Consider the following 16,895-nt stretch of genomic DNA (forward strand, 5'->3'; position numbering starts at 1 on the left):
TCATTCCGAGAGCAGCGCCAGCCGCTCGGCCTCGTCCTCCGCGATCAGCGCGGAGACGAGTTCCTCCAGCCCGCCGCCCTCCAGGATTTCGGGCAGGCGATGCAGCGTCAGGTTGATGCGATGATCGGTCACGCGCCCCTGCGGGAAATTGTAGGTGCGGATACGCTCGCTCCGGTCGCCTGAACCCACCATGGATTTGCGGGCGCCCGAACGCTCGTTCGCCAGCCGCTCGCGCTCGGCCTCGTAAAGGCGGGCGCGCAGCACTTTCATCGCCTTTTCCTTGTTCTTGTGCTGCGATTTCTCGTCCTGCTGGATCACCACCGTGCCCGTGGGCAGATGCGTGATCCGCACCGCCGAATCCGTGGTGTTGACGGATTGGCCACCGGGGCCGGACGAGCGATAGACGTCGATCCGCAGATCCTTGTCCGCGATCTGCACGTCCACCTCCTCGGCCTCGGGCAGCACGGCCACGGTGGCGGCGGAGGTATGGATGCGCCCGCCGCTTTCGGTGACGGGCACGCGCTGCACGCGATGCACCCCGCTCTCGAACTTCAGCCTGGCGAACACGCCCGCACCGGTGATCGCGGCGACCACTTCCTTGAAACCGCCCATTTCGGCGGTGGAGGCGGACATCATTTCCACCCGCCAGCCGCGATCGTCGGCATAGCGCTGATACATCCGGAAGAGATCGCCCGCGAACAGGGCCGCCTCGTCCCCGCCCGTGCCGGCGCGGATTTCGAGGATGGCGGAGCGCTCGTCCGCCGCATCCTTGGGCAGCAGCGCGAGCGCGAGCCGGCGGTCCGCCGCGACCAGCTTGTCCTTCAGATCGGCCAGTTCCTCGCCGGCCATGCTCTTCAACTCGGGATCGGCCTCCTCATCCTCGATCATGTAGGAGAGGGCATCCAGCTCCTGCCGATAGCGTCGCACTTCGGAGGCGGCCTGCGCCACCGGCTCCAGCTCGGCATAATCCTTGGAAAGCCGCACGAACTGATCCGCCGCGAGATCACCACGCGACATCTGCGCCGCGAGTTCGTCGCGTCGCGCCTCGATCTGGCGGATGCGTTCGAGGGGTATGGTGATCATGAAACAGTGAGCGTCCTAAGCACGTCATCTGTGATGACCGCACGCACGATTGCGTCAAGCTGCCCAGCGGAAAAGGCACTGTTTTCCGGTACGCTTACATTCAGGCGTACCAGTTCACCCGGCACACCGCGAACATATACCATCGCATCGACGCGCGCTTTCCGGGCCAGTTCCGCCTTTCGCTTCACCTTGGTCGCATAACCATTGTTGACCTCGCATCCCGCCTCGCGAAGCTTGCGCGTAACGGTCGCGGCGTGGATTTCGTCGGCGGGAGTATCTGCCAATACCGCGAACACAGGCGTATCGCGCGCCGGCACATCGATCAGCATCGCCAAACGCTCGATCCCGGCCGCCCAGCCCACGGCCGGCGTATGCGGGCCGCCCAAGGTCTCGATCAGCCCGTCATATCGCCCGCCGCCCAGCACCGTGCCCTGCGCGCCCAGCCGATCCGTGACGAATTCGAAGGCGGTGTGGCGGTAATAATCGAGGCCGCGCACCAGCCGCGCATTACGCTGATACGCGACACCGGCCGCCTGCAGGCCTTTCTCGACCGCCTCGAAGAAGGCGCCCGCCTCCCTCGACATATAGGCATCGATGCTCGGCGCGGCATCCGCCACCGGCCGGTCGCGCGGATCCTTGCTGTCCAGGATGCGCAGCGGATTCTTCGCCAGCCGCGCGACGCTCTCTTCGGATAGCGCATCCTTCGCGCCCTCGAAATGCGCGACCAGCGCCTTTCGCCACGCCTCGCGTGTTTCCGAATCGCCCAGCGTGTTCAGTTGCAGTGTCACACCATCGGCCACGCCCAGTTCGCGCAACAGGTTATCCGCGAAAGAGAGCAGTTCGATGTCAGCCTGGGGTTCCGCCGCGCCGATCACTTCGGCGTCCAGCTGGTGAAACTGGCGGAAGCGCCCCTTCTGCGGGCGTTCGTAGCGAAAGAGCGGCCCGTGCGTGCCCACCTTCAGCGGCGCATATTGCTGCCACCCCTCGGTAAGGTAGGCCCGCGCGATGCCCGCCGTGAATTCGGGGCGCAGCGTGAGGCTGTCGCCGCCGCGATCCTCGAACGTGTACATCTCCTTGGAGACGACATCGGTCGTCTCGCCGAGCGACCGCGAGAAGACGGCGGTCGCCTCGAACACGGGCACTTCCACCCGGCCGAATCCGTAGAGACGGCGCACGCGTTCGAACGTCTCCACGACCTTCGCGAAGCGCTGCGCCTCCTCGCCCAACATACTCTGGGTGCCGCGCACGGCCTTCGGTGTCTCGATCTTCGCCATATCTGCGCGCGCAGATAGAGAATTGCCGGGCGGGCGTCACCTGTCGCCAAAAAGTCTTAGTCGAGAAGCGGCTTGCCCCTGCTGCGCCGCACCATTACGACCCCCGCTCGCTATGAACATCGATCTCATCCCCACGGGTTCCAACCCGCCGCACGAACTCAATGTCGTGATCGAAGTGCCCACCGGGGGCGAGCCGATCAAATATGAGTTCGACAAGAAATCCGGTGCGCTCTTCGTCGATCGCATCCTGCACACGCCGATGCGCTATCCGGCGAATTACGGCTTCGTGCCGCACACGCTTTCGCCGGACGGCGATCCGCTCGACGCGCTCGTCATCTCGCGCTCGCCCTTCATTCCGGGCTGTGTCGTCCGCGCACGCCCGATCGCGGTGCTGAAGCTGGAAGACGAGGCCGGCGGTGACGAGAAGCTCGTCTGCGTGCCCACGGACTCCACCTTCCCTTATTATCACGATGTCGAGGAAAAGGGCGATCTGCCCGAGATCGTGATGCAGCAGATCGAGCACTTCTTCACCCATTACAAGGATCTGGAGAAGAAGAAGTGGGTCCGTATCGGCGCCTGGGGCGATACGGCCGAAGCGAAGCAGATCATCATCGAGGCGATCGAGCTGGCCGCCAAGAAGAAGGCCGAGACCGGCACCGACGCGGGCGCCAAGCAGCTTTGATCCGGCGGGCGGCGGGGTTGCTCATCACGGCACTCGCCGCCGTGAGCGCCCCCGCCGCCGCCCCTCCCCCCGGCCCCGCCGAACGGGCGACGATCGAGGCGCTCGCCCGGATCGCGCGGGAAGATCCCAGCCTGAAGGCCGTGATCGCGACGAATCCGGCCGCGATCGCGCAGGCACGCACGCTGGATCGGCAGCGCATGGCGCGCGGGCTCCTCTTTGGCCGCCCGATCCTCATCAAGGACAATATCGAGACGGCCGACCAGCCGACCACGGCGGGCAGCCTCGCGCTCGCCGCGAACGTCACCGGCCGCGACGCGCCGATCGTGGCGGCCCTGCGCCGCGCCGGCGCGGTGATCCTCGGCAAGACCAATCTCAGCGAATGGGCGAACATCCGCTCCACCGCGTCCGTCTCGGGCTGGAGCGCGGTTGGCGGGCAGACGCGCAATCCGCACGATCCCGCGCGCAGCCCCGGCGGCTCCTCGGCGGGAAGCGGCGCCGCCGTCGCGGCGGGGCTCGTCGATCTGGCGATCGGCACCGAGACGGACGGATCGATTACCGGCCCGGCCGCCTTCAACGGCATTGTCGGCCTCAAGCCCACGGTGGGCCTTGTCAGCCGCGCACGCATCGTGCCGATCAGCCACAGCCAGGATACGCCCGGCCCGATGACGCGCACGGTGCGCGATGCGGCGCTGGTTCTGGCCGCCATCGCCGGCAGCGATCCCGCCGATCCGGCCACGGCGCAGGCGGACGCGCACCGCACCGATTATGCCGCCACGCTCGTGCCCGGCGCGCTGAAGGGCGTTCGCATCGGCGTGATGCGCTTCGACACCGGCTTCTCAGCCGGCACGGACGCGGTGTTCGAAACGGCGCTCGCGCGTCTCCGCGCGCAGGGCGCGATCCTCGTCGATATCGCGAGGAGCGGCTTCGATTCCACGATCGGCGCGGACGAGCATGTCGTGCTGATGACCGAGTTCAAGGCGGATCTGAACGCCTATCTGGCCGATGCCGCGCCCGCCGTCGCCACGCGCACGCTGGCCGATCTGATCGCGTTCAACAGCGCGCATGCGGATATGGAAATGCCCCTGTTCGGGCAGGAAAGCTTTGTGGAGGCCGAAGCGGGCAGGCCGCCGGACAATCCCGATTATCTCGCCGCGCGCGATCGGGCGAAGCGCCATGCCGGGCCGGACGGCATTGATCGCCTGCTGCGCGACAATGACGTGGCCGTGCTGGTCGCCCCCACCCGTAATCCCGCCTCGCTGATCGATCCGGTCAACGGAGACAGCGGCCGGCGCGGGCCGGGCACGGGCAGCATCGCCGCCGTCGCCGGCTATCCGCACCTCACGGTGCCGATGGGCGCGGTGAAGGGGCTGCCGGTGGGCCTCAGCTTCATCGGCCCGGCGTGGAGCGAGGCGAGGCTGCTCGCGCTCGGCGCCGCCTACGAATCGGCGCGCGGCCCGATCCGCTGACGCACGGTTCGTCGCATCCCGGCATTTTTTCGCCGGCCGGGGCTAAAAAGGCCGGCATCGCGGCCGTTAACGAGTCCCGCAGGCGTGGTTACCTTTCCTTAACCATTATTGACGACACTGTGCACGAGCCAGTCGGAGCCTCGTGTACCCGTGTCCATCAGTCGCCTCCCCTCCGGTATCGAGAGCGCGCGCGATGACGTGCGCTCCGCGATCGGCACGGCGGCCCAGCGCACCGGCGTCGATTTCTCCTATCTGCTGGCGCAGGCGAAAAGCGAAAGCGGCCTCAATCCCACGGCCAGGGCCGGCAACAGCAGCGCCACCGGCCTTTACCAGTTTCTCGACCAGAGCTGGCTTGCCATCGTCAAGAAGCATGGCACCGAGCATGGCTATGGCTGGGCGGCGGACGCGATCACGCCCAAGGCGGGCGGCGGCTTCACCGTCGCGCCCCAATATCGACAGGCGGTGATGGCCCTGCGCGAGCAGGCCGGCCCCGCCTCGCTGATGGCGGCCTCCTATGCGAGCGACAATGCCCAGAGCCTGGGTCGCTCGATCGGGCGCGATGCCAACGCCACCGATCTCTACATGTGCCATTTCCTGGGGCTGGGCGGGGCAACCCGCTTCCTGCAGGCGTGCAACGCATCGCCGGGCGCCACGGCCGCCTCGCTCTTCCCGCGTGAGGCGCAGTCCAACCGCGGCATTTTCTACGATCGCGACGGATCGGCCCGCAGCCTTTCCGAAGTCTATCAGGTGATGGGCAACAAGCTCGCGCGGAACGGCGCCGACATGGATGGCGGCGCGGCGACGGGCGCGGGCGCCACCCCCGATTTCGGCCTCCAGCCGGGCAGCCTCGTCGTCGAGCCGCCCTCGACAGGCATTAACGGCTTCCGCCTCGCTGTGGACGATAGCGTCGCGACCGATGCCTCCGCCTCCGGCGATGTCGCCCAGACGCTCGCCGCGCTGGAGCAGAGCCGCATGAACGTGCTGCGCCCCACGCCCGCGCAGGCGCGGCTCGCCTATCTCATGCTCTCGATGCCCAGCGTCTGAGAGCGCACGCCCTCACCCTCTTTTCGCCCCCGCGCGCGTCGATCGCCCGCGCCCTGCCCCGGTTTCGCGCAGGACAGCCCCCAGGCTTCGGACGGGCGGACCGCCTCAATGCGCGGGCAATTTGTCCGAAGGCGGGGCATCGGCCCAGGCCGGCTTGTCGCCCGTGGCCCCGGCCGTCTTCTCGCCGCCGCCCGGCAGCTCGCGCTCCATTCCTTCTTCCTGCGCCGAATCCATCCAGGCAAGCGTGATCGACATGCGGCGATTGCGTGGATCGTAACGATCGCCCGGGATGAAGGGCTCGCGATCGGCAACACCCTCGATCCGGTAGAAGCGGTTCTGCGGCACGCCCGCCAGCGCCAGCGCCTGGCGCGTCGCCTCGGCCCGGCCGCTGGAAAGCGTCCAGTTGTTCACCATCCGGTCGCGCGCATAGGGCAGCGCATCGGTGTGGCCGCGCACGATCACGGGATTGGGCGCCGCCTCGATGATCTGCGCCACCTGATCCATCAGCAGCCGCGCCTCGGGCTGGAGGATCGTGGTGCCGACCGCGAACATCGAGAAATCCGATTTGTCGACCAGATCGATGCGCAGGCCCTCGCGCGTGTCGGTGAAGCGGATGTTCTGCGCGAACTTCTTCAGCGCCGGATTCTGCTGGATCTTGTCCATCAGCATCTTGGCGAGCATGCCGAAGCGGCGCTTTTCCTTCGCGCGTTCGGCTTCCAGCGGGCCGCCGATCGCGCTCTTGGGAATGGTCAGGCTCTTGGTGCCGGTCTGCGCGGCACGATGGGGATAATTATCCTTGTCGACAATCGAATCGCCGCCGAGCACGCCGTTCGATCCGGCGCTCTTCTGCTTGATCTCGATGATCGTCGGCGTGAAATAATCGGCAATGCCCTTGCGCTGCTTTTCGGTCGTGGCGCCAAGGATCCACATCAGCAGGAAGAAGGCCATCATCGCCGTCACGAAATCGGCATAGGCCACCTTCCAGGCGCCGCCATGATGGCCGCCATGGCCGGCCTCGATGATCTTCTTGACGATGATCGGGCGGGGTTCGGGCTCGTTCTTCCCCCGCTTCGCCGGTGCCGCCATGAGAGTCTTTCCTTATCAGTTTCGCTGCGCGAAACCCGCGCCGGCCCGTTCCCCCACCCGGCCTCCCAAACAGAGCATCCTAGATGGGGGGCCGGGTGGGGGAGCGGGCCAGTGCGGCCTCGGATTTAACGGCCGCGCATGCCATCAAACACGTCGGCGAAGGCCGGCTGGTTCGAATGGGTGATGCCGGAGCGCGCCGCCTCGATCACCAGCGGCAGCGGATGGCCGTGGAGCGAGGCGATGATGATCTGCTTCACCACGCCATAGATGGCGGCATCCGCCTCGATCACCTGCTTGCAGCGGTTCGCGAAGGGCGCGACGATGCCGTAGGCGAGCAGAATGCCCATGAAGGTGCCGACGAGGGCCGAACCGATCATCGCGCCCAGGATCGCCGGCGGCTTGTCGATCGATCCCATCGTCTTCACCACGCCCAGCACGGCGGCGACGATGCCCAGGGCCGGCAAGGCGTCGGCAAGATTTTGCAGCATGTCCGCCGGGCGGATGTCGTCGTGGTGATGCGTCTTCAGCGCATTGTCCATCACGTCCTCCACCGCCATCGGATCCAGCGTGCCGGATGAAATGACGACCAGCCGCAGCGTATCCGTAATCATGTGGATCAGCGTCGAATCCTTCAGCAGCTTCGGATATTCGCCGAACACCGCCGATGATTTCGGATCCTCGATATGCGGCTCCAGCGCCACCGGACCTTCGGTGCGCAGCATCTTCATCAGCTTGGAAACCAGGAAGATCGTGTCGAGATAATCCTGCTTCTTGTATTTCGGCCCCTTGAAGACCTTTGCGAAGCCGCCGCCGAACTGCTTCAGCTCCTTCATCGAATTGCCGGCCACGATGGCGCCGATGCCCGCGCCGCCGATGATGATCATCTCGTGCGGGATGGCCTCCATCACGGGGCCGAGCGAGCCGCCCGTGAAGGCGAAACCGCCGAACACCATGACGAGGAGGACGACGAGGCCGATCGCTGCGAACATAAGACGTGAATTCCCCGATTTGGATCGACTGGGGACGCAGCCCGCCCCCGCTCCTCATGATTAACGGCGCGGGAGCCATCTTCTTTATGGCGGGGAGGGGAGGATTTTCCGGCTTCCCGGGCCGTGATCGGGCCAGCTCCGGGCGCGAAACGGCACGCGCCGCCCCCGCCCCGCCTTCCCCTCGGGAATGCGTCGGGCCGGAAAGCGGAACGGTGCGGGAACCGGTTCCCGTCCGGGCAGGCGCCCCTCGCGCATGCCCGGACGGGCGATCGACTGATCGGCGGATCAGCCGATCAGATCGAACAGCGAATTCTTGTGGGTCTGCGCGAACATAGTCTGCGCGGCCTGGAGCGAAAGGCTCTTCGCCTGATAGGCGGCGACAGCGTAGGTGAGATCGGTATCCTCCAGTGAGGACCGTTCCACCGTCATGTCGTCGCCGCCGCTGGAAAGACTGGCTTTCTCGGTATCGAAGCGCTGCGCGCGTATGCCCTGGTCGGTCTGGACGCTGAGCACATGATCGTCGGCATTGCCGATCGCGGCGACGCTGGCGGCGAGCGCCTCGGTCTGCGTCCATTCCAGCGGGTTGCCATCGGCATCGGTCGTGTTGCCGTCCGCATCTGTATAGGGAAGCTTGGCATCCGGGCCGAGCTCCAGCGCGGCGGCCGCATTGTTCAGGATATCGACCATCGATCGATCGCCCTGCGCGGTCTTCACGGTGCCGAACACTTCGGTGGCGGAGGCGGTGGCGGGCAGGCTGCGTCCATTCGAAACCGGGATCTGCAGCGGATCGCCGGTCGGGAAGAGCGGCTGCCCGTTCGGATCCTTGGATTGGCTGAGCGCGGTGATCTCGCCGGCGATCGAGCGCAGCTCGGCCGCGATCTGCGTGCGGTTGAGGTTCGCGTTCGTGTCGTTGGCGCCGGCGATGATGAGTTCCTTGGCGCGCTGCGTGAGCGACGACAGGCTCTTCAGCGCCGTATCGGCGGAAGCGGCGATTCCCGCACCGATATCGGCATTGCGCTTCCACACCGTATTGTCCGCCTGGTTCTGGCGGATATCGGCGATGCGCGCGGCGGCCTTCGGATCGTCGGAGGCCGCCGTCAGTCGCTTGTTGCTGGAGACGCTCTGCTGCAGCTTCGAGATTTCGGCGGCCAGGCTCGTCTGCCGCTGGATCTCGACGCTGGCGGTGTAGCGGGTCGAACCGATCATGGCGCTATCCTCAGAACAGGTTCAATATGTCTTGCAGCGTTTCGCGCGCCGCTTGGATAACCTTCGCCGAAGCCGAATAGGCCTGCTGGAAGCGCAGCAATTCGGCCGCCTCGTTGTCGAGATCGACGCCTGTCGTCTCGTCCAGCGCGGTGAAGGCGGTGCTCTTGCGGGCCGACGCCGCGCTCTGCTGCAGCTTGGCGGAAGAGACGAGCAGCGACTGATCGGTCACCATCGTCTTCCACTTCTGCTCCAGCCCGTCCGCGCCGCGCCCGTTCGAAACGAGCGAGAGGAGATTGCCGTTGGCCGTGCCGATCGCGGTGCCGGTCGCATCCGGGCTGGCGGCGGCGATGTCCGCGATCGTGACCGTGCCGGAAAGGTTGATCGAAGCCGCATCCGTGCCGGTCATCAGGTCTGGCCCGGCCACGCCCGCATCCGTCAGGCCGTTGGCCTGAAAGTTGTTGAGCAGGTCGATCATGCCGGTGGCGATGCCATCCAGTTGCGCGCGACGCCCGGCATTGACGTTCGCGCTGTCGATCAGCCCCGCGAGCGAGCCGCCCGTGGGCGTGGCGGCCGTCACGGTATCGCCATCGCGCACCGTCATAGCCAGCCTGCCGTCGCTCGCCGTCTGCAGCGACACGTCCGAAGGCAGGACCGCGGTGTTGGAGAGAAGAAGCGGACCGGTCACGTCATTCATACGCACCGTCACCGATCCATCGGCGGCGAAATCCGTATTGATCGCCATCACGCCCGAAAGCGAGCCGAGCAGGCTATCGCGCTGATCCTCCAGCTGCGCGCGCGCCGGCGAATTGGTGGGCGACGTGCGCAGCGCCAGGTTGATCTTGGCCAGCGCGCCGAGCGTGTCGTTGGCCTCGCTCGTCTGGAGGGTCGCCTGGGTTGTGATCGTGCCCGAAAGCTGGGTGAGGTTCGATGCCGTGGTGCGGATCGCGGACGCGGCATCGGAGATCGATGCGAGGAAGGTCTGGCGCACGCTGGTATCGGCGGGATTGGCCGAAAGCTGCGTGGCGGTGGTGAACACCGCCGTCAGCCGCGTGCCGACGCCCGCATCGGTGTCGTTCAGCAGCGATTCCATCGTCGTCAGATATTGGGTGCGCGTATCGGCATTGCTGGAATCGGAATTGGTCGTCCAGGCATTGGACGCCTTGTACTGATCCCACACGCGCGAGACGCCCACCGCCTGCACGCCGCCGAAGGCGCTCGCCGAACGGTTGAGCGTCGTCGGCCCGGAATAGGTCGATTGCTCGGAGAGGACGACGCTGCGGCGCGAATAGCCGGCCGTATCCGCATTGGTGACGTTTTCGCCGATCGTCTGAAGCGCGCCCTTGTAGGCGAGCACGCCGGATCGGCCGATCGAAAGCAGGTCGCTCATGGCGTCTCACCCTTGGTGGTGCTGCCGGCGGCGGTGGTCGCAGCGCTGCCCGACAGGCGCGCGCCGAACTGCTTCACCAGCAGATCGGCGACGTGGAGCACGCCCTTGTCGGACATGTCATCCGCCAGCTTGGAATCGCTCATGTCGCGAAACTGCTGGGTCGCGCTGGAATCGAAGATTCCCTCGCTGGCGCTGGCCGAGCGCATCGATCCGATCATCTGGCGAAGGAAGACCGCCTCGAACTGCTTGGCGACCTTCTTGAGCTGATCGATCTGCGCCGTGGGCTGCACGCCCTGCGTCGCGGCGGAGGAGGAGACCGCGTCCGTCACAGGACCACAAGCTCCGCCTTCATCGCGCCGGCCTGCTTCAGGGCCTCCAGGATCGCGACCAGATCGGCGGGCGAGGCGCCGATCGCGTTCACGGCCTTCACGATATCGGCCAGGCTGGCGCCGGGGGCGAAACGGAACATCGGGCGCTTCTCCTCATCCACGGTGATGCCGCTCTTGGGCACCACGGCGGTCTGGCCCTGGCTGAAGGGCTCGGGCTGCGAGACACGGTAATTCTCGTTGACCTTCACGGTCAGCTTGCCGTGGCTCACGGCGGCCGGCGCGATGCGCACCGCGCCGTTGATGACGACGGTGCCGGTGCGGGCATTCACGATCACGCGGGCCGGCGCATCCGCCGGATCCACCAGCAGATCCTCGATCTGGCCCATCAGCGCCGTGCGGATCTCGGCCCCCTGGGGTGCGGAGATGGCGACGGTGGCGGCGTCGATCGCCCGCGCCCGGCCCACGCCCAGCGCCTTGTTGATCGAGGCCGCGACCCGGCCGACAGTGGTGAGATCGGCTTCGGAAAGGTTGAACATCACTTCGGGCGTGGTCGCGAAGCCCGCGTCCACCGCGCGCTCCACCGTGGCCCCGCCGGGGATGCGGCCGGCGGTCGGCACGTTGACCGTCACCTTCGATCCATCGGCCGCGTCGATGCCGAGGCCGCCCACGGCGAGATTGCCCTGCGCCATCGCATAGACCTGCCCGTCCGCGCCCTGCAGCGGCATCATCACCAGCGTGCCGCCGCGCAGGCTCTTGGCCTTGCCCATCGCGGAAACGGTGATGTCCAGCTTCTGGCCCGGCTTGGCGAAGGCGGGCAGATCCGCCGTCACCATCACGGCGGCTGCATTCTTCAGCGCCGGATTGATGTTGGCGGGCAGCGCCAGGCCGAAGCGCGAGGCCACGCCCTTCATGCCCTGTGTGGCATAATCCAGGCTGTCGTCGCCCGTGCCGGCCAGGCCCACGACGATGCCGTAGCCGGTCAGCTGGTTGGTGCGCAGGCCCTGGAAGGAGCCGAGATCCTTGATCCGTTCGGCCTGCGCCGGCGCCAGCGCGGCGAGCGCCGCTGCGGCGAGGAACAGGAAGCGGGGGAGGCGAAGGGTCATCATCGGTCCTAGAAGGGGCTCAGCATCGAGAAGAACTTGTTGAGCCAGCCCTGGCGGCTGGCCCGTGCGATCTCGCCCTTGCCGGTGTAGGTGATGCGGGCATCGGCGACGCGCGTGGAAAGCACGCGATTGTCGAGGCCGATGTCGGCGGGGCGGATGATGCCGGAGATGCGGATCGTCTCGTCGCCGCGATTCAGCGTCAGCTGCTTCTCGCCGCGCACCAGCATCGTGCCGTTGGGATAGACCTGCGCGATCGTCACGCTGATCTCGCCCGAAAGCTGGTTCGATTGCGCCGCATTGCCCTTGCCATCAAACTTGGAGCCGCCGGACGCGCCGACATCGGTGCCCTTGATCAGATCGAACGGGCCGGTCACCGGCGGGGTCAGGCTGATGCTGCCGCTGCGATCGGTGGAAGCGCTGGTGCTCTTCAGCGCCTGCGTCTTCTCGACCAGCGTGATCGTCACGACATCGCCCACCTGGGCGGCGCGCATGCCGGATGTCAGCGGCGCATAGCCGTTGGCCGCGTGGAAGATGGCGCCATCCGCCACCGGCGCGGAAACGGCTGGAGCATAGGTTGGCGCGAAGGCCGAGACCTGATCCTTCTTCTTGCCGAACAGGCCCGCATGGGCGGGCGCCGGCACGGCGAGGATGATCGTGCCGGCGGCGATGCCGGCAATGAGGGCGAAGGCAGCACGCATCGGCCGGGCCTCAGAGCTGCTGGTTCGCATATTGCAGCATCTCGTCCGTCGCCTTGATCAGCTTCGAATTCACCTCGTAGGCGCGCTGCGTCTCGATCATGTCGACCAGCTCCTCCACGATGTTCACGTTCGAGGATTCGAGGTTGCCGCCGCGCACGGCGCCGCGCCCGTCCGTCCCCGGATCGCCGATCTGCGGCGCGCCGGAGGCCGCCGTCTCGCGCAGCATGTTGTTGCCGATCGCTTCCAGCCCGTTCGGATTGGTGAAACGCGCGGTCTGGATCTTGCCGAGCGTGGTCGTCTCGGTCTGGCCCTGGAGCTGGGCCGAAACGGTGCCGTCCGCGCCGATCGTGATCTTGGTAGCGCCGTCCGGCACCTGGATCTGCGGCTCCAGCGGCATGCCGTCTGACGTGACGATCGTGCCCTGATCGGAAAGTGTGAAGCTGCCGTCGCGCGTATAGGCGATCGATCCGTCGGGCTGCGAGACCTGGAAGAAGCCGCCGCCCTCGATCGCCATGTCCAGCGCATTTTCGGTCTGCTGCAGCGAACCCTGCGTATCGATGCGCGAGGTGGCCGCGATCGAGACGCCCGAGCCGAGATTGAGCCCGGTGGCAAACTTGTTGTCGGCCGAGGAAGGCGCGCCCGGCGCCGTGATCGACTGATAGGCGAGCGTCTCGAACTGGGCGCGATCGCGCTTGAAGCCGGTCGTGTTCACGTTCGCCAGGTTGTTGGCGATCACGCGCATGCGCTCGTTCTGCGCATCGAGCCCGGTGCGGGCGACGTGGAGGGCGGCGTTGGTCATCTTTCTCTATCCTTCGGGGGCCGGCTCAGTCGGGCAGGCGCATCAGATCGGCGGAAGACTTGTCGAGATCCTGGGCGGTGGTGAGCATCTTCACCTGCGTCTCCCAGGATCGGCTTGCGTCGATCATGTCGATCAGGGCGGAAGAAGCGTTCACGTTGGATCCCTCAAGGCTGCCGGCGGTCACCGTCGCATCGGGATCGGCAGGAAGCGTGCCACCTGAAACTTCGCGGAAAAGTCCGTCCAATCCCTTGGCGATCGTGGATCCCTTGGAGCTGACCAGCTTGATCCGGTCCACCACCTGGATGTCCTGCGGCTTGCCGCCGACGGGAATGATCGAGATCGCCCCGTCCTTGCCGATCGAAAGGCTGTCATAAGGCGGCAGCGTGATCGGGCCGCTATCGCCCATCACGGGCTTGCCGTCGCCGGTCGTGAGCAGGCCGCTGTCGCTCATCTGCAGGTCGCCACGGCGTGTATAGGCTTCGGATCCGTCCGCCGCCTGCACCGTCAGCATCGCATCGCCATTCACGGCCACGTCCAGCGTGCGGCCCGTCTCGGCGACGGCGCCGGCACTCATGTCGGCGCCGGCCACCTCGCCGGAGACGGTGGCCCGTGTGTCGAGCCCCTTGCCGGAGAGCCACATCGCCTGGGCATGCGTCATCTCGCCCCGGAAGCCGGAGGTGTTCACGTTGGCGAGATTGTTGCCGATCGTCGCCTGACGCGACATCGCACCGCGCATCGCCGCCAGCGATGAATAGATGAGCCGGTCCATGCTCTAGCTCCCCGTGCCAGCCGCCATCAGGTCCGCAGGTTGACGATCGTCTGCGTCATGTTGTTCGCAGTCTCGATCGCCTTGGAATTGGCCGAGAAGTTGCGCTGCGCGGTGATGAGCGCGACAAGTTCCTCGGTGATATCCACATTCGCCTGCTCCAGCGCGCCCGACTGGATCAGGCCGGCCGAGCCGGAGCCCGCCTCGCTGACGATCGGATCGCCGGAAAGGCCGGTCACGCCCCAGCGGCTGTCGCCCAGCTGGCGCAGGCCGTTCGGATTTGCGAAATTGGCGATCATGATCTTGCCGAGCTTCTGCGTCGTGCCGTCGGAGAAGGTAGCGGTGATGAGGCCGTCGGAGGCGACCGCGATATTGTTGAGCTGGCCCGCGGCCTTGCCGTCCTGGCGGAAGCTGGAGGGCGAGAAGGTCGAGGACGCCTGACGCGTCGACGTGCCGTAGGTCAGCTGGAGGCTGATCGGCTCCGATGCGCCCGAGGGCAATACCGCCGAAAACTGGGTCGATCCGGTGGGCGAGGCCAGCGTGCCGTCCGAATTGAAGGTCAGTTCCAGCGGGGTCGGATCGGTCGTGGTCGTGCCGTCGGCGCTGGCGGCCTGGTCCCCGATGAAGAGGCGCGCTTCCCACTTGCTCTGCCCGGTCGTCTCATCCGGCGCGGTGATGCGGGTGTAGTAGATGGTGGCCTGCTGCGGCTTGCCGGCCGAGTCATAGACGGTCGTCGCGGAGGAATAATTGTAGCTCTGCGTGTCGAAGCGATCGAACGCATAGGGGATCGAACTCTGATAGGCCTCGCGGTTGGCGGGCAGATCGGCGTCGGTGGGCAGCGTCACGTTCAGGTCGAGCGTGGTCGAAGCCTTGGGCGTGCCGGCCGTGTAGGGAATCTGCAGGTTCTGGGCGGATGCGATGCCGGTCGCGGTGACCGATCCGTTCGTGTCGACCGGCAGCACCTGCACGTCGGAGCCGTTGGAATCGATGAGGTAGCGATTCTCGTCGATCGAGAAGGCGCCGTTGCGGGTGAAGCTGATCTGCGAGTCCGTCTTCGTCACGAAGAAGCCCTGGCCGGAAATGGCGAGGTCCAGCGCGCGATCGGAAGTCTGGAAGCCGCCCTGGGTGAACTGCTGGCTGATCGATTTCAGGCGGGTGCCCTGGCCGGCGACCGTGCCGGACTGGAGCGGCGAGGCAGAGATCAGGTCGCCGAATTCCGCGCGGCTCTTCTTGAAACCGATCGAGGCGACGTTCGCCACATTGTTCGAAATCACCGACAGGTCGGACTGGGCGCCCTTGAGGCCGGAAAGCGACGTGAAGAAGGACATGGGTTACTCCCGAAGAAACTGAGAAAAGGGCGAGATCGGATCAGGAAAGGGCCTGCACGTCGGTCGGCGAGAAGCTGCCGAGGCCGGTGATGAGCTTGGTCGTGCCGCTCGCCGGCGACTGGACGGAGGCGATCTCCGTCCAGGCCGCGATCGTGGGGGACACGCTACTGGTGCCATCGGTGCCCGTGGCGCTGACGCTGATCTGCAACGGACCGGCGACGGCGTTTCCGCTCTCGTCCTTGCCGTCCCAGCTCCAGTTGACCGCTCCGGCAGACTTGGCGCCCAGTTCGGCATTGTAGACGATCTGGCCGTCCGAATTGACGAGGTTCAGCGTCACGCTCTTCGCATCGGAAGGAAGCGTGATCTCTCCCGCATAGGCGCCGTTCGATGCCGGCGCGGCGATGTCGGAGCTCACCAGCGCGGCGCGCCCGATCCAGCCGGAGGCATCGCCGAAGCGGCTCGCGGCGATATCGGACGAGATCGTCTTCAGGGATTCGTTCATCTCGGTGGTGCCGGCCACCTGGCTGAACGTCGCCATCTGCTGGACCATCTGGTTGTTGTCCATCGGCTCGGTCGGATCCTGCGTGGTCAGCTGCGCGGTGAGCAGCTTGAGGAAGCCGGCCTGGTCGATCGTGTTGTTCGACTTGGTCGTCGTCGTGCTGGTGGACGAGCTGTTCGCGAGCGAATCCAGATAGCTGTTACCGGTCGATATGGTCATTTTTCGAGCCTCAGCGTGTCGAGGGTCAGAGACTTTGCGGTCTGCAACACCTGGACGTTGTTTTGATATTGACGGGCCGTCTCCATCATCTCGACGAGCTCGGCGGCGCTATCGACGCCGGCTTCCCAGACGTTGCCGTCCTTGTCGGCGAGGGGATTGCCCGGATCGTGGCGCTGGGTCGGCTCGGTCTGGCTGGCCACCACCTGGGTGACGCCCACCGTGGCCGTGCCCTCCTGGCCGCCGATCGTCTTGAAGACCGGCTTCAGCGCGCGGAAGGCATCGGCCTTGTTCGTCGCGACCGAATTGGCATTGGCGAGGTTCGACGCGCTCGTCGAAAGACGCACGAGCTGCGCCGACATGGCGCGGCCCGAAATGTCGAAAACGGAAAAATTGTTGGCCATGCCTTATTCTCCCCTCAGCGCCGTCATCACGGTGCCGATGCGGCCCTGGAGGAAGGAGAGCGTCGCCCGATACTGGACGGCATTTTCGGCGAAGAGCGTCTGTTCGGTGGAAAGCTCCACCGTATTGCCATCGAGGCTCGCCTGCAGCGGCACACGATAGCCCGTCGCGCCTTCCACGGCGCTGTCGAGGCTCGCATCCGCGCCGGCGCCGCTGTCAGCGCTGGCGGCGGCGAGCGCCTTCTGGAAATCGAAGTCCTTCGCCTTGTAATTGGGTGTCGCGGCATTCGCGATGTTGGACGCCAGCATCGCCATGCGCTGCGAACGGAGCGCCAGCGCGTTTCCGTGGACGCCGAAAAGCGGATCGTCGGCCATCTTTGTCCCTTCCTTCGCTAAAGACCGGCGCCAACCGGTCGTGAACAGTCATGGCCCCAATGGCCTCGCAGACCTCGATGCAAACGGCGTGCCAATTGCCCGCCGAATGTCCGAAACCCGGTTTTTCGAGGTGTTTTGGGGGCAGGCGGCAAGGTTTTGCCGGC

Annotated in this window: 18 protein-coding genes; 3 read left to right on the forward strand and 15 right to left on the reverse strand. The window is 66.2% G+C overall.

Translation table 11 applies throughout. From position 1 onward, the window contains the following. Positions 1-1,083, reverse strand: coding sequence for a peptide chain release factor 1 (gene prfA, locus DI605_RS00665; RefSeq protein WP_293967828.1), 1,083 nt, complete (start codon positions 1,081-1,083; stop codon positions 1-3). Beyond that, positions 1,080-2,357 carry a histidine--tRNA ligase gene (gene hisS, locus DI605_RS00670; protein ID WP_293967830.1) on the reverse strand — a complete coding sequence of 426 codons (1,278 nt, stop codon included), beginning with the start codon at positions 2,355-2,357 and terminating at the stop codon, positions 1,080-1,082. The genes prfA and hisS overlap by 4 nt, the downstream gene beginning before the upstream one ends. A gap of 112 nt (positions 2,358-2,469) precedes the next feature. Here hisS and ppa point away from each other — a divergent pair, with 112 nt between their 5' ends. From ppa to DI605_RS00685, 3 genes are all read left to right on the forward strand, one after another. Then, positions 2,470-3,039: an inorganic diphosphatase gene (gene ppa, locus DI605_RS00675; protein WP_293967833.1), complete on the forward strand. Its 570-nt coding sequence runs from the start codon at positions 2,470-2,472 to the stop codon at positions 3,037-3,039. Positions 3,040-3,056: 17 nt separating this feature from the next. Beyond that, the gene (locus tag DI605_RS00680; RefSeq protein ID WP_293967836.1) at positions 3,057-4,505 is read left to right on the forward strand and encodes an amidase; all 1,449 of its coding nucleotides are present in this window, start codon (positions 3,057-3,059) and stop codon (positions 4,503-4,505) included. Between the two features lie 150 nt (positions 4,506-4,655). Continuing rightward, on the forward strand, positions 4,656-5,549 hold the full coding sequence (locus DI605_RS00685) for a transglycosylase SLT domain-containing protein (RefSeq protein ID WP_293967839.1): 894 nt from the start codon (positions 4,656-4,658) through the stop codon (positions 5,547-5,549). Positions 5,550-5,654: 105 nt separating this feature from the next. Here DI605_RS00685 and DI605_RS00690 read toward each other — a convergent pair whose 3' ends face one another. From DI605_RS00690 to flgB, 13 genes are all read right to left on the reverse strand, one after another. Continuing rightward, positions 5,655-6,635, reverse strand: coding sequence for a flagellar motor protein MotB (locus tag DI605_RS00690; RefSeq protein ID WP_293967842.1), 981 nt, complete (start codon positions 6,633-6,635; stop codon positions 5,655-5,657). Positions 6,636-6,760: 125 nt separating this feature from the next. Then, a complete protein-coding gene (motA, locus tag DI605_RS00695) occupies positions 6,761-7,624 on the reverse strand; it encodes a flagellar motor stator protein MotA (RefSeq protein ID WP_293967845.1) in 864 nt (287 codons plus the stop codon). 285 nt (positions 7,625-7,909) lie between these two features. Next, positions 7,910-8,830: a flagellin-like protein gene (locus tag DI605_RS00700; RefSeq protein ID WP_293967847.1), complete on the reverse strand. Its 921-nt coding sequence runs from the start codon at positions 8,828-8,830 to the stop codon at positions 7,910-7,912. A gap of 10 nt (positions 8,831-8,840) precedes the next feature. Beyond that, positions 8,841-10,217, reverse strand: a complete 1,377-nt coding sequence (gene flgK / locus DI605_RS00705) for a flagellar hook-associated protein FlgK (RefSeq protein WP_293967850.1) — start codon at positions 10,215-10,217, stop codon at positions 8,841-8,843. Further along, the gene (locus DI605_RS00710; RefSeq protein ID WP_293968852.1) at positions 10,214-10,507 is read right to left on the reverse strand and encodes a rod-binding protein; all 294 of its coding nucleotides are present in this window, start codon (positions 10,505-10,507) and stop codon (positions 10,214-10,216) included. The genes flgK and DI605_RS00710 overlap by 4 nt, the downstream gene beginning before the upstream one ends. 35 nt (positions 10,508-10,542) lie before the next feature. Continuing rightward, positions 10,543-11,649 (reverse strand): flagellar basal body P-ring protein FlgI, encoded by a 1,107-nt coding sequence (locus DI605_RS00715; protein ID WP_293967853.1) that lies wholly within the window; start codon positions 11,647-11,649, stop codon positions 10,543-10,545. A gap of 8 nt (positions 11,650-11,657) precedes the next feature. After that, complete coding sequence (locus tag DI605_RS00720) at positions 11,658-12,347, reverse strand: flagellar basal body L-ring protein FlgH (protein ID WP_293967856.1); 690 nt, start codon at positions 12,345-12,347, stop codon at positions 11,658-11,660. Between the two features lie 10 nt (positions 12,348-12,357). After that, positions 12,358-13,146 carry a flagellar basal-body rod protein FlgG gene (gene flgG, locus DI605_RS00725; RefSeq protein ID WP_293967859.1) on the reverse strand — a complete coding sequence of 263 codons (789 nt, stop codon included), beginning with the start codon at positions 13,144-13,146 and terminating at the stop codon, positions 12,358-12,360. A gap of 25 nt (positions 13,147-13,171) precedes the next feature. Then, positions 13,172-13,915 carry a flagellar basal-body rod protein FlgF gene (flgF, locus tag DI605_RS00730; protein ID WP_293967862.1) on the reverse strand — a complete coding sequence of 248 codons (744 nt, stop codon included), beginning with the start codon at positions 13,913-13,915 and terminating at the stop codon, positions 13,172-13,174. A gap of 26 nt (positions 13,916-13,941) precedes the next feature. Next, positions 13,942-15,240, reverse strand: coding sequence for a flagellar hook protein FlgE (locus tag DI605_RS00735; protein WP_293967865.1), 1,299 nt, complete (start codon positions 15,238-15,240; stop codon positions 13,942-13,944). Between the two features lie 40 nt (positions 15,241-15,280). Beyond that, the gene (locus DI605_RS00740; RefSeq protein WP_293967868.1) at positions 15,281-15,958 is read right to left on the reverse strand and encodes a flagellar hook capping FlgD N-terminal domain-containing protein; all 678 of its coding nucleotides are present in this window, start codon (positions 15,956-15,958) and stop codon (positions 15,281-15,283) included. Further along, entirely contained in the window at positions 15,955-16,359 is a 405-nt protein-coding gene (gene flgC / locus DI605_RS00745) for a flagellar basal body rod protein FlgC (protein WP_293967871.1), read from the reverse strand. Before flgC ends, DI605_RS00740 begins: the two co-directional genes overlap by 4 nt. A 3-nt stretch (positions 16,360-16,362) precedes the next feature. After that, positions 16,363-16,731, reverse strand: a complete 369-nt coding sequence (flgB, locus tag DI605_RS00750; RefSeq protein WP_293967874.1) for a flagellar basal body rod protein FlgB — start codon at positions 16,729-16,731, stop codon at positions 16,363-16,365. Positions 16,732-16,895 lie beyond the last annotated feature (164 nt).

It is taken from the genome of Sphingomonas sp. (genome assembly GCF_003248515.1).
In the GTDB taxonomy this organism is placed as follows: Bacteria; Pseudomonadota; Alphaproteobacteria; order Sphingomonadales; family Sphingomonadaceae; genus Sphingomonas_I.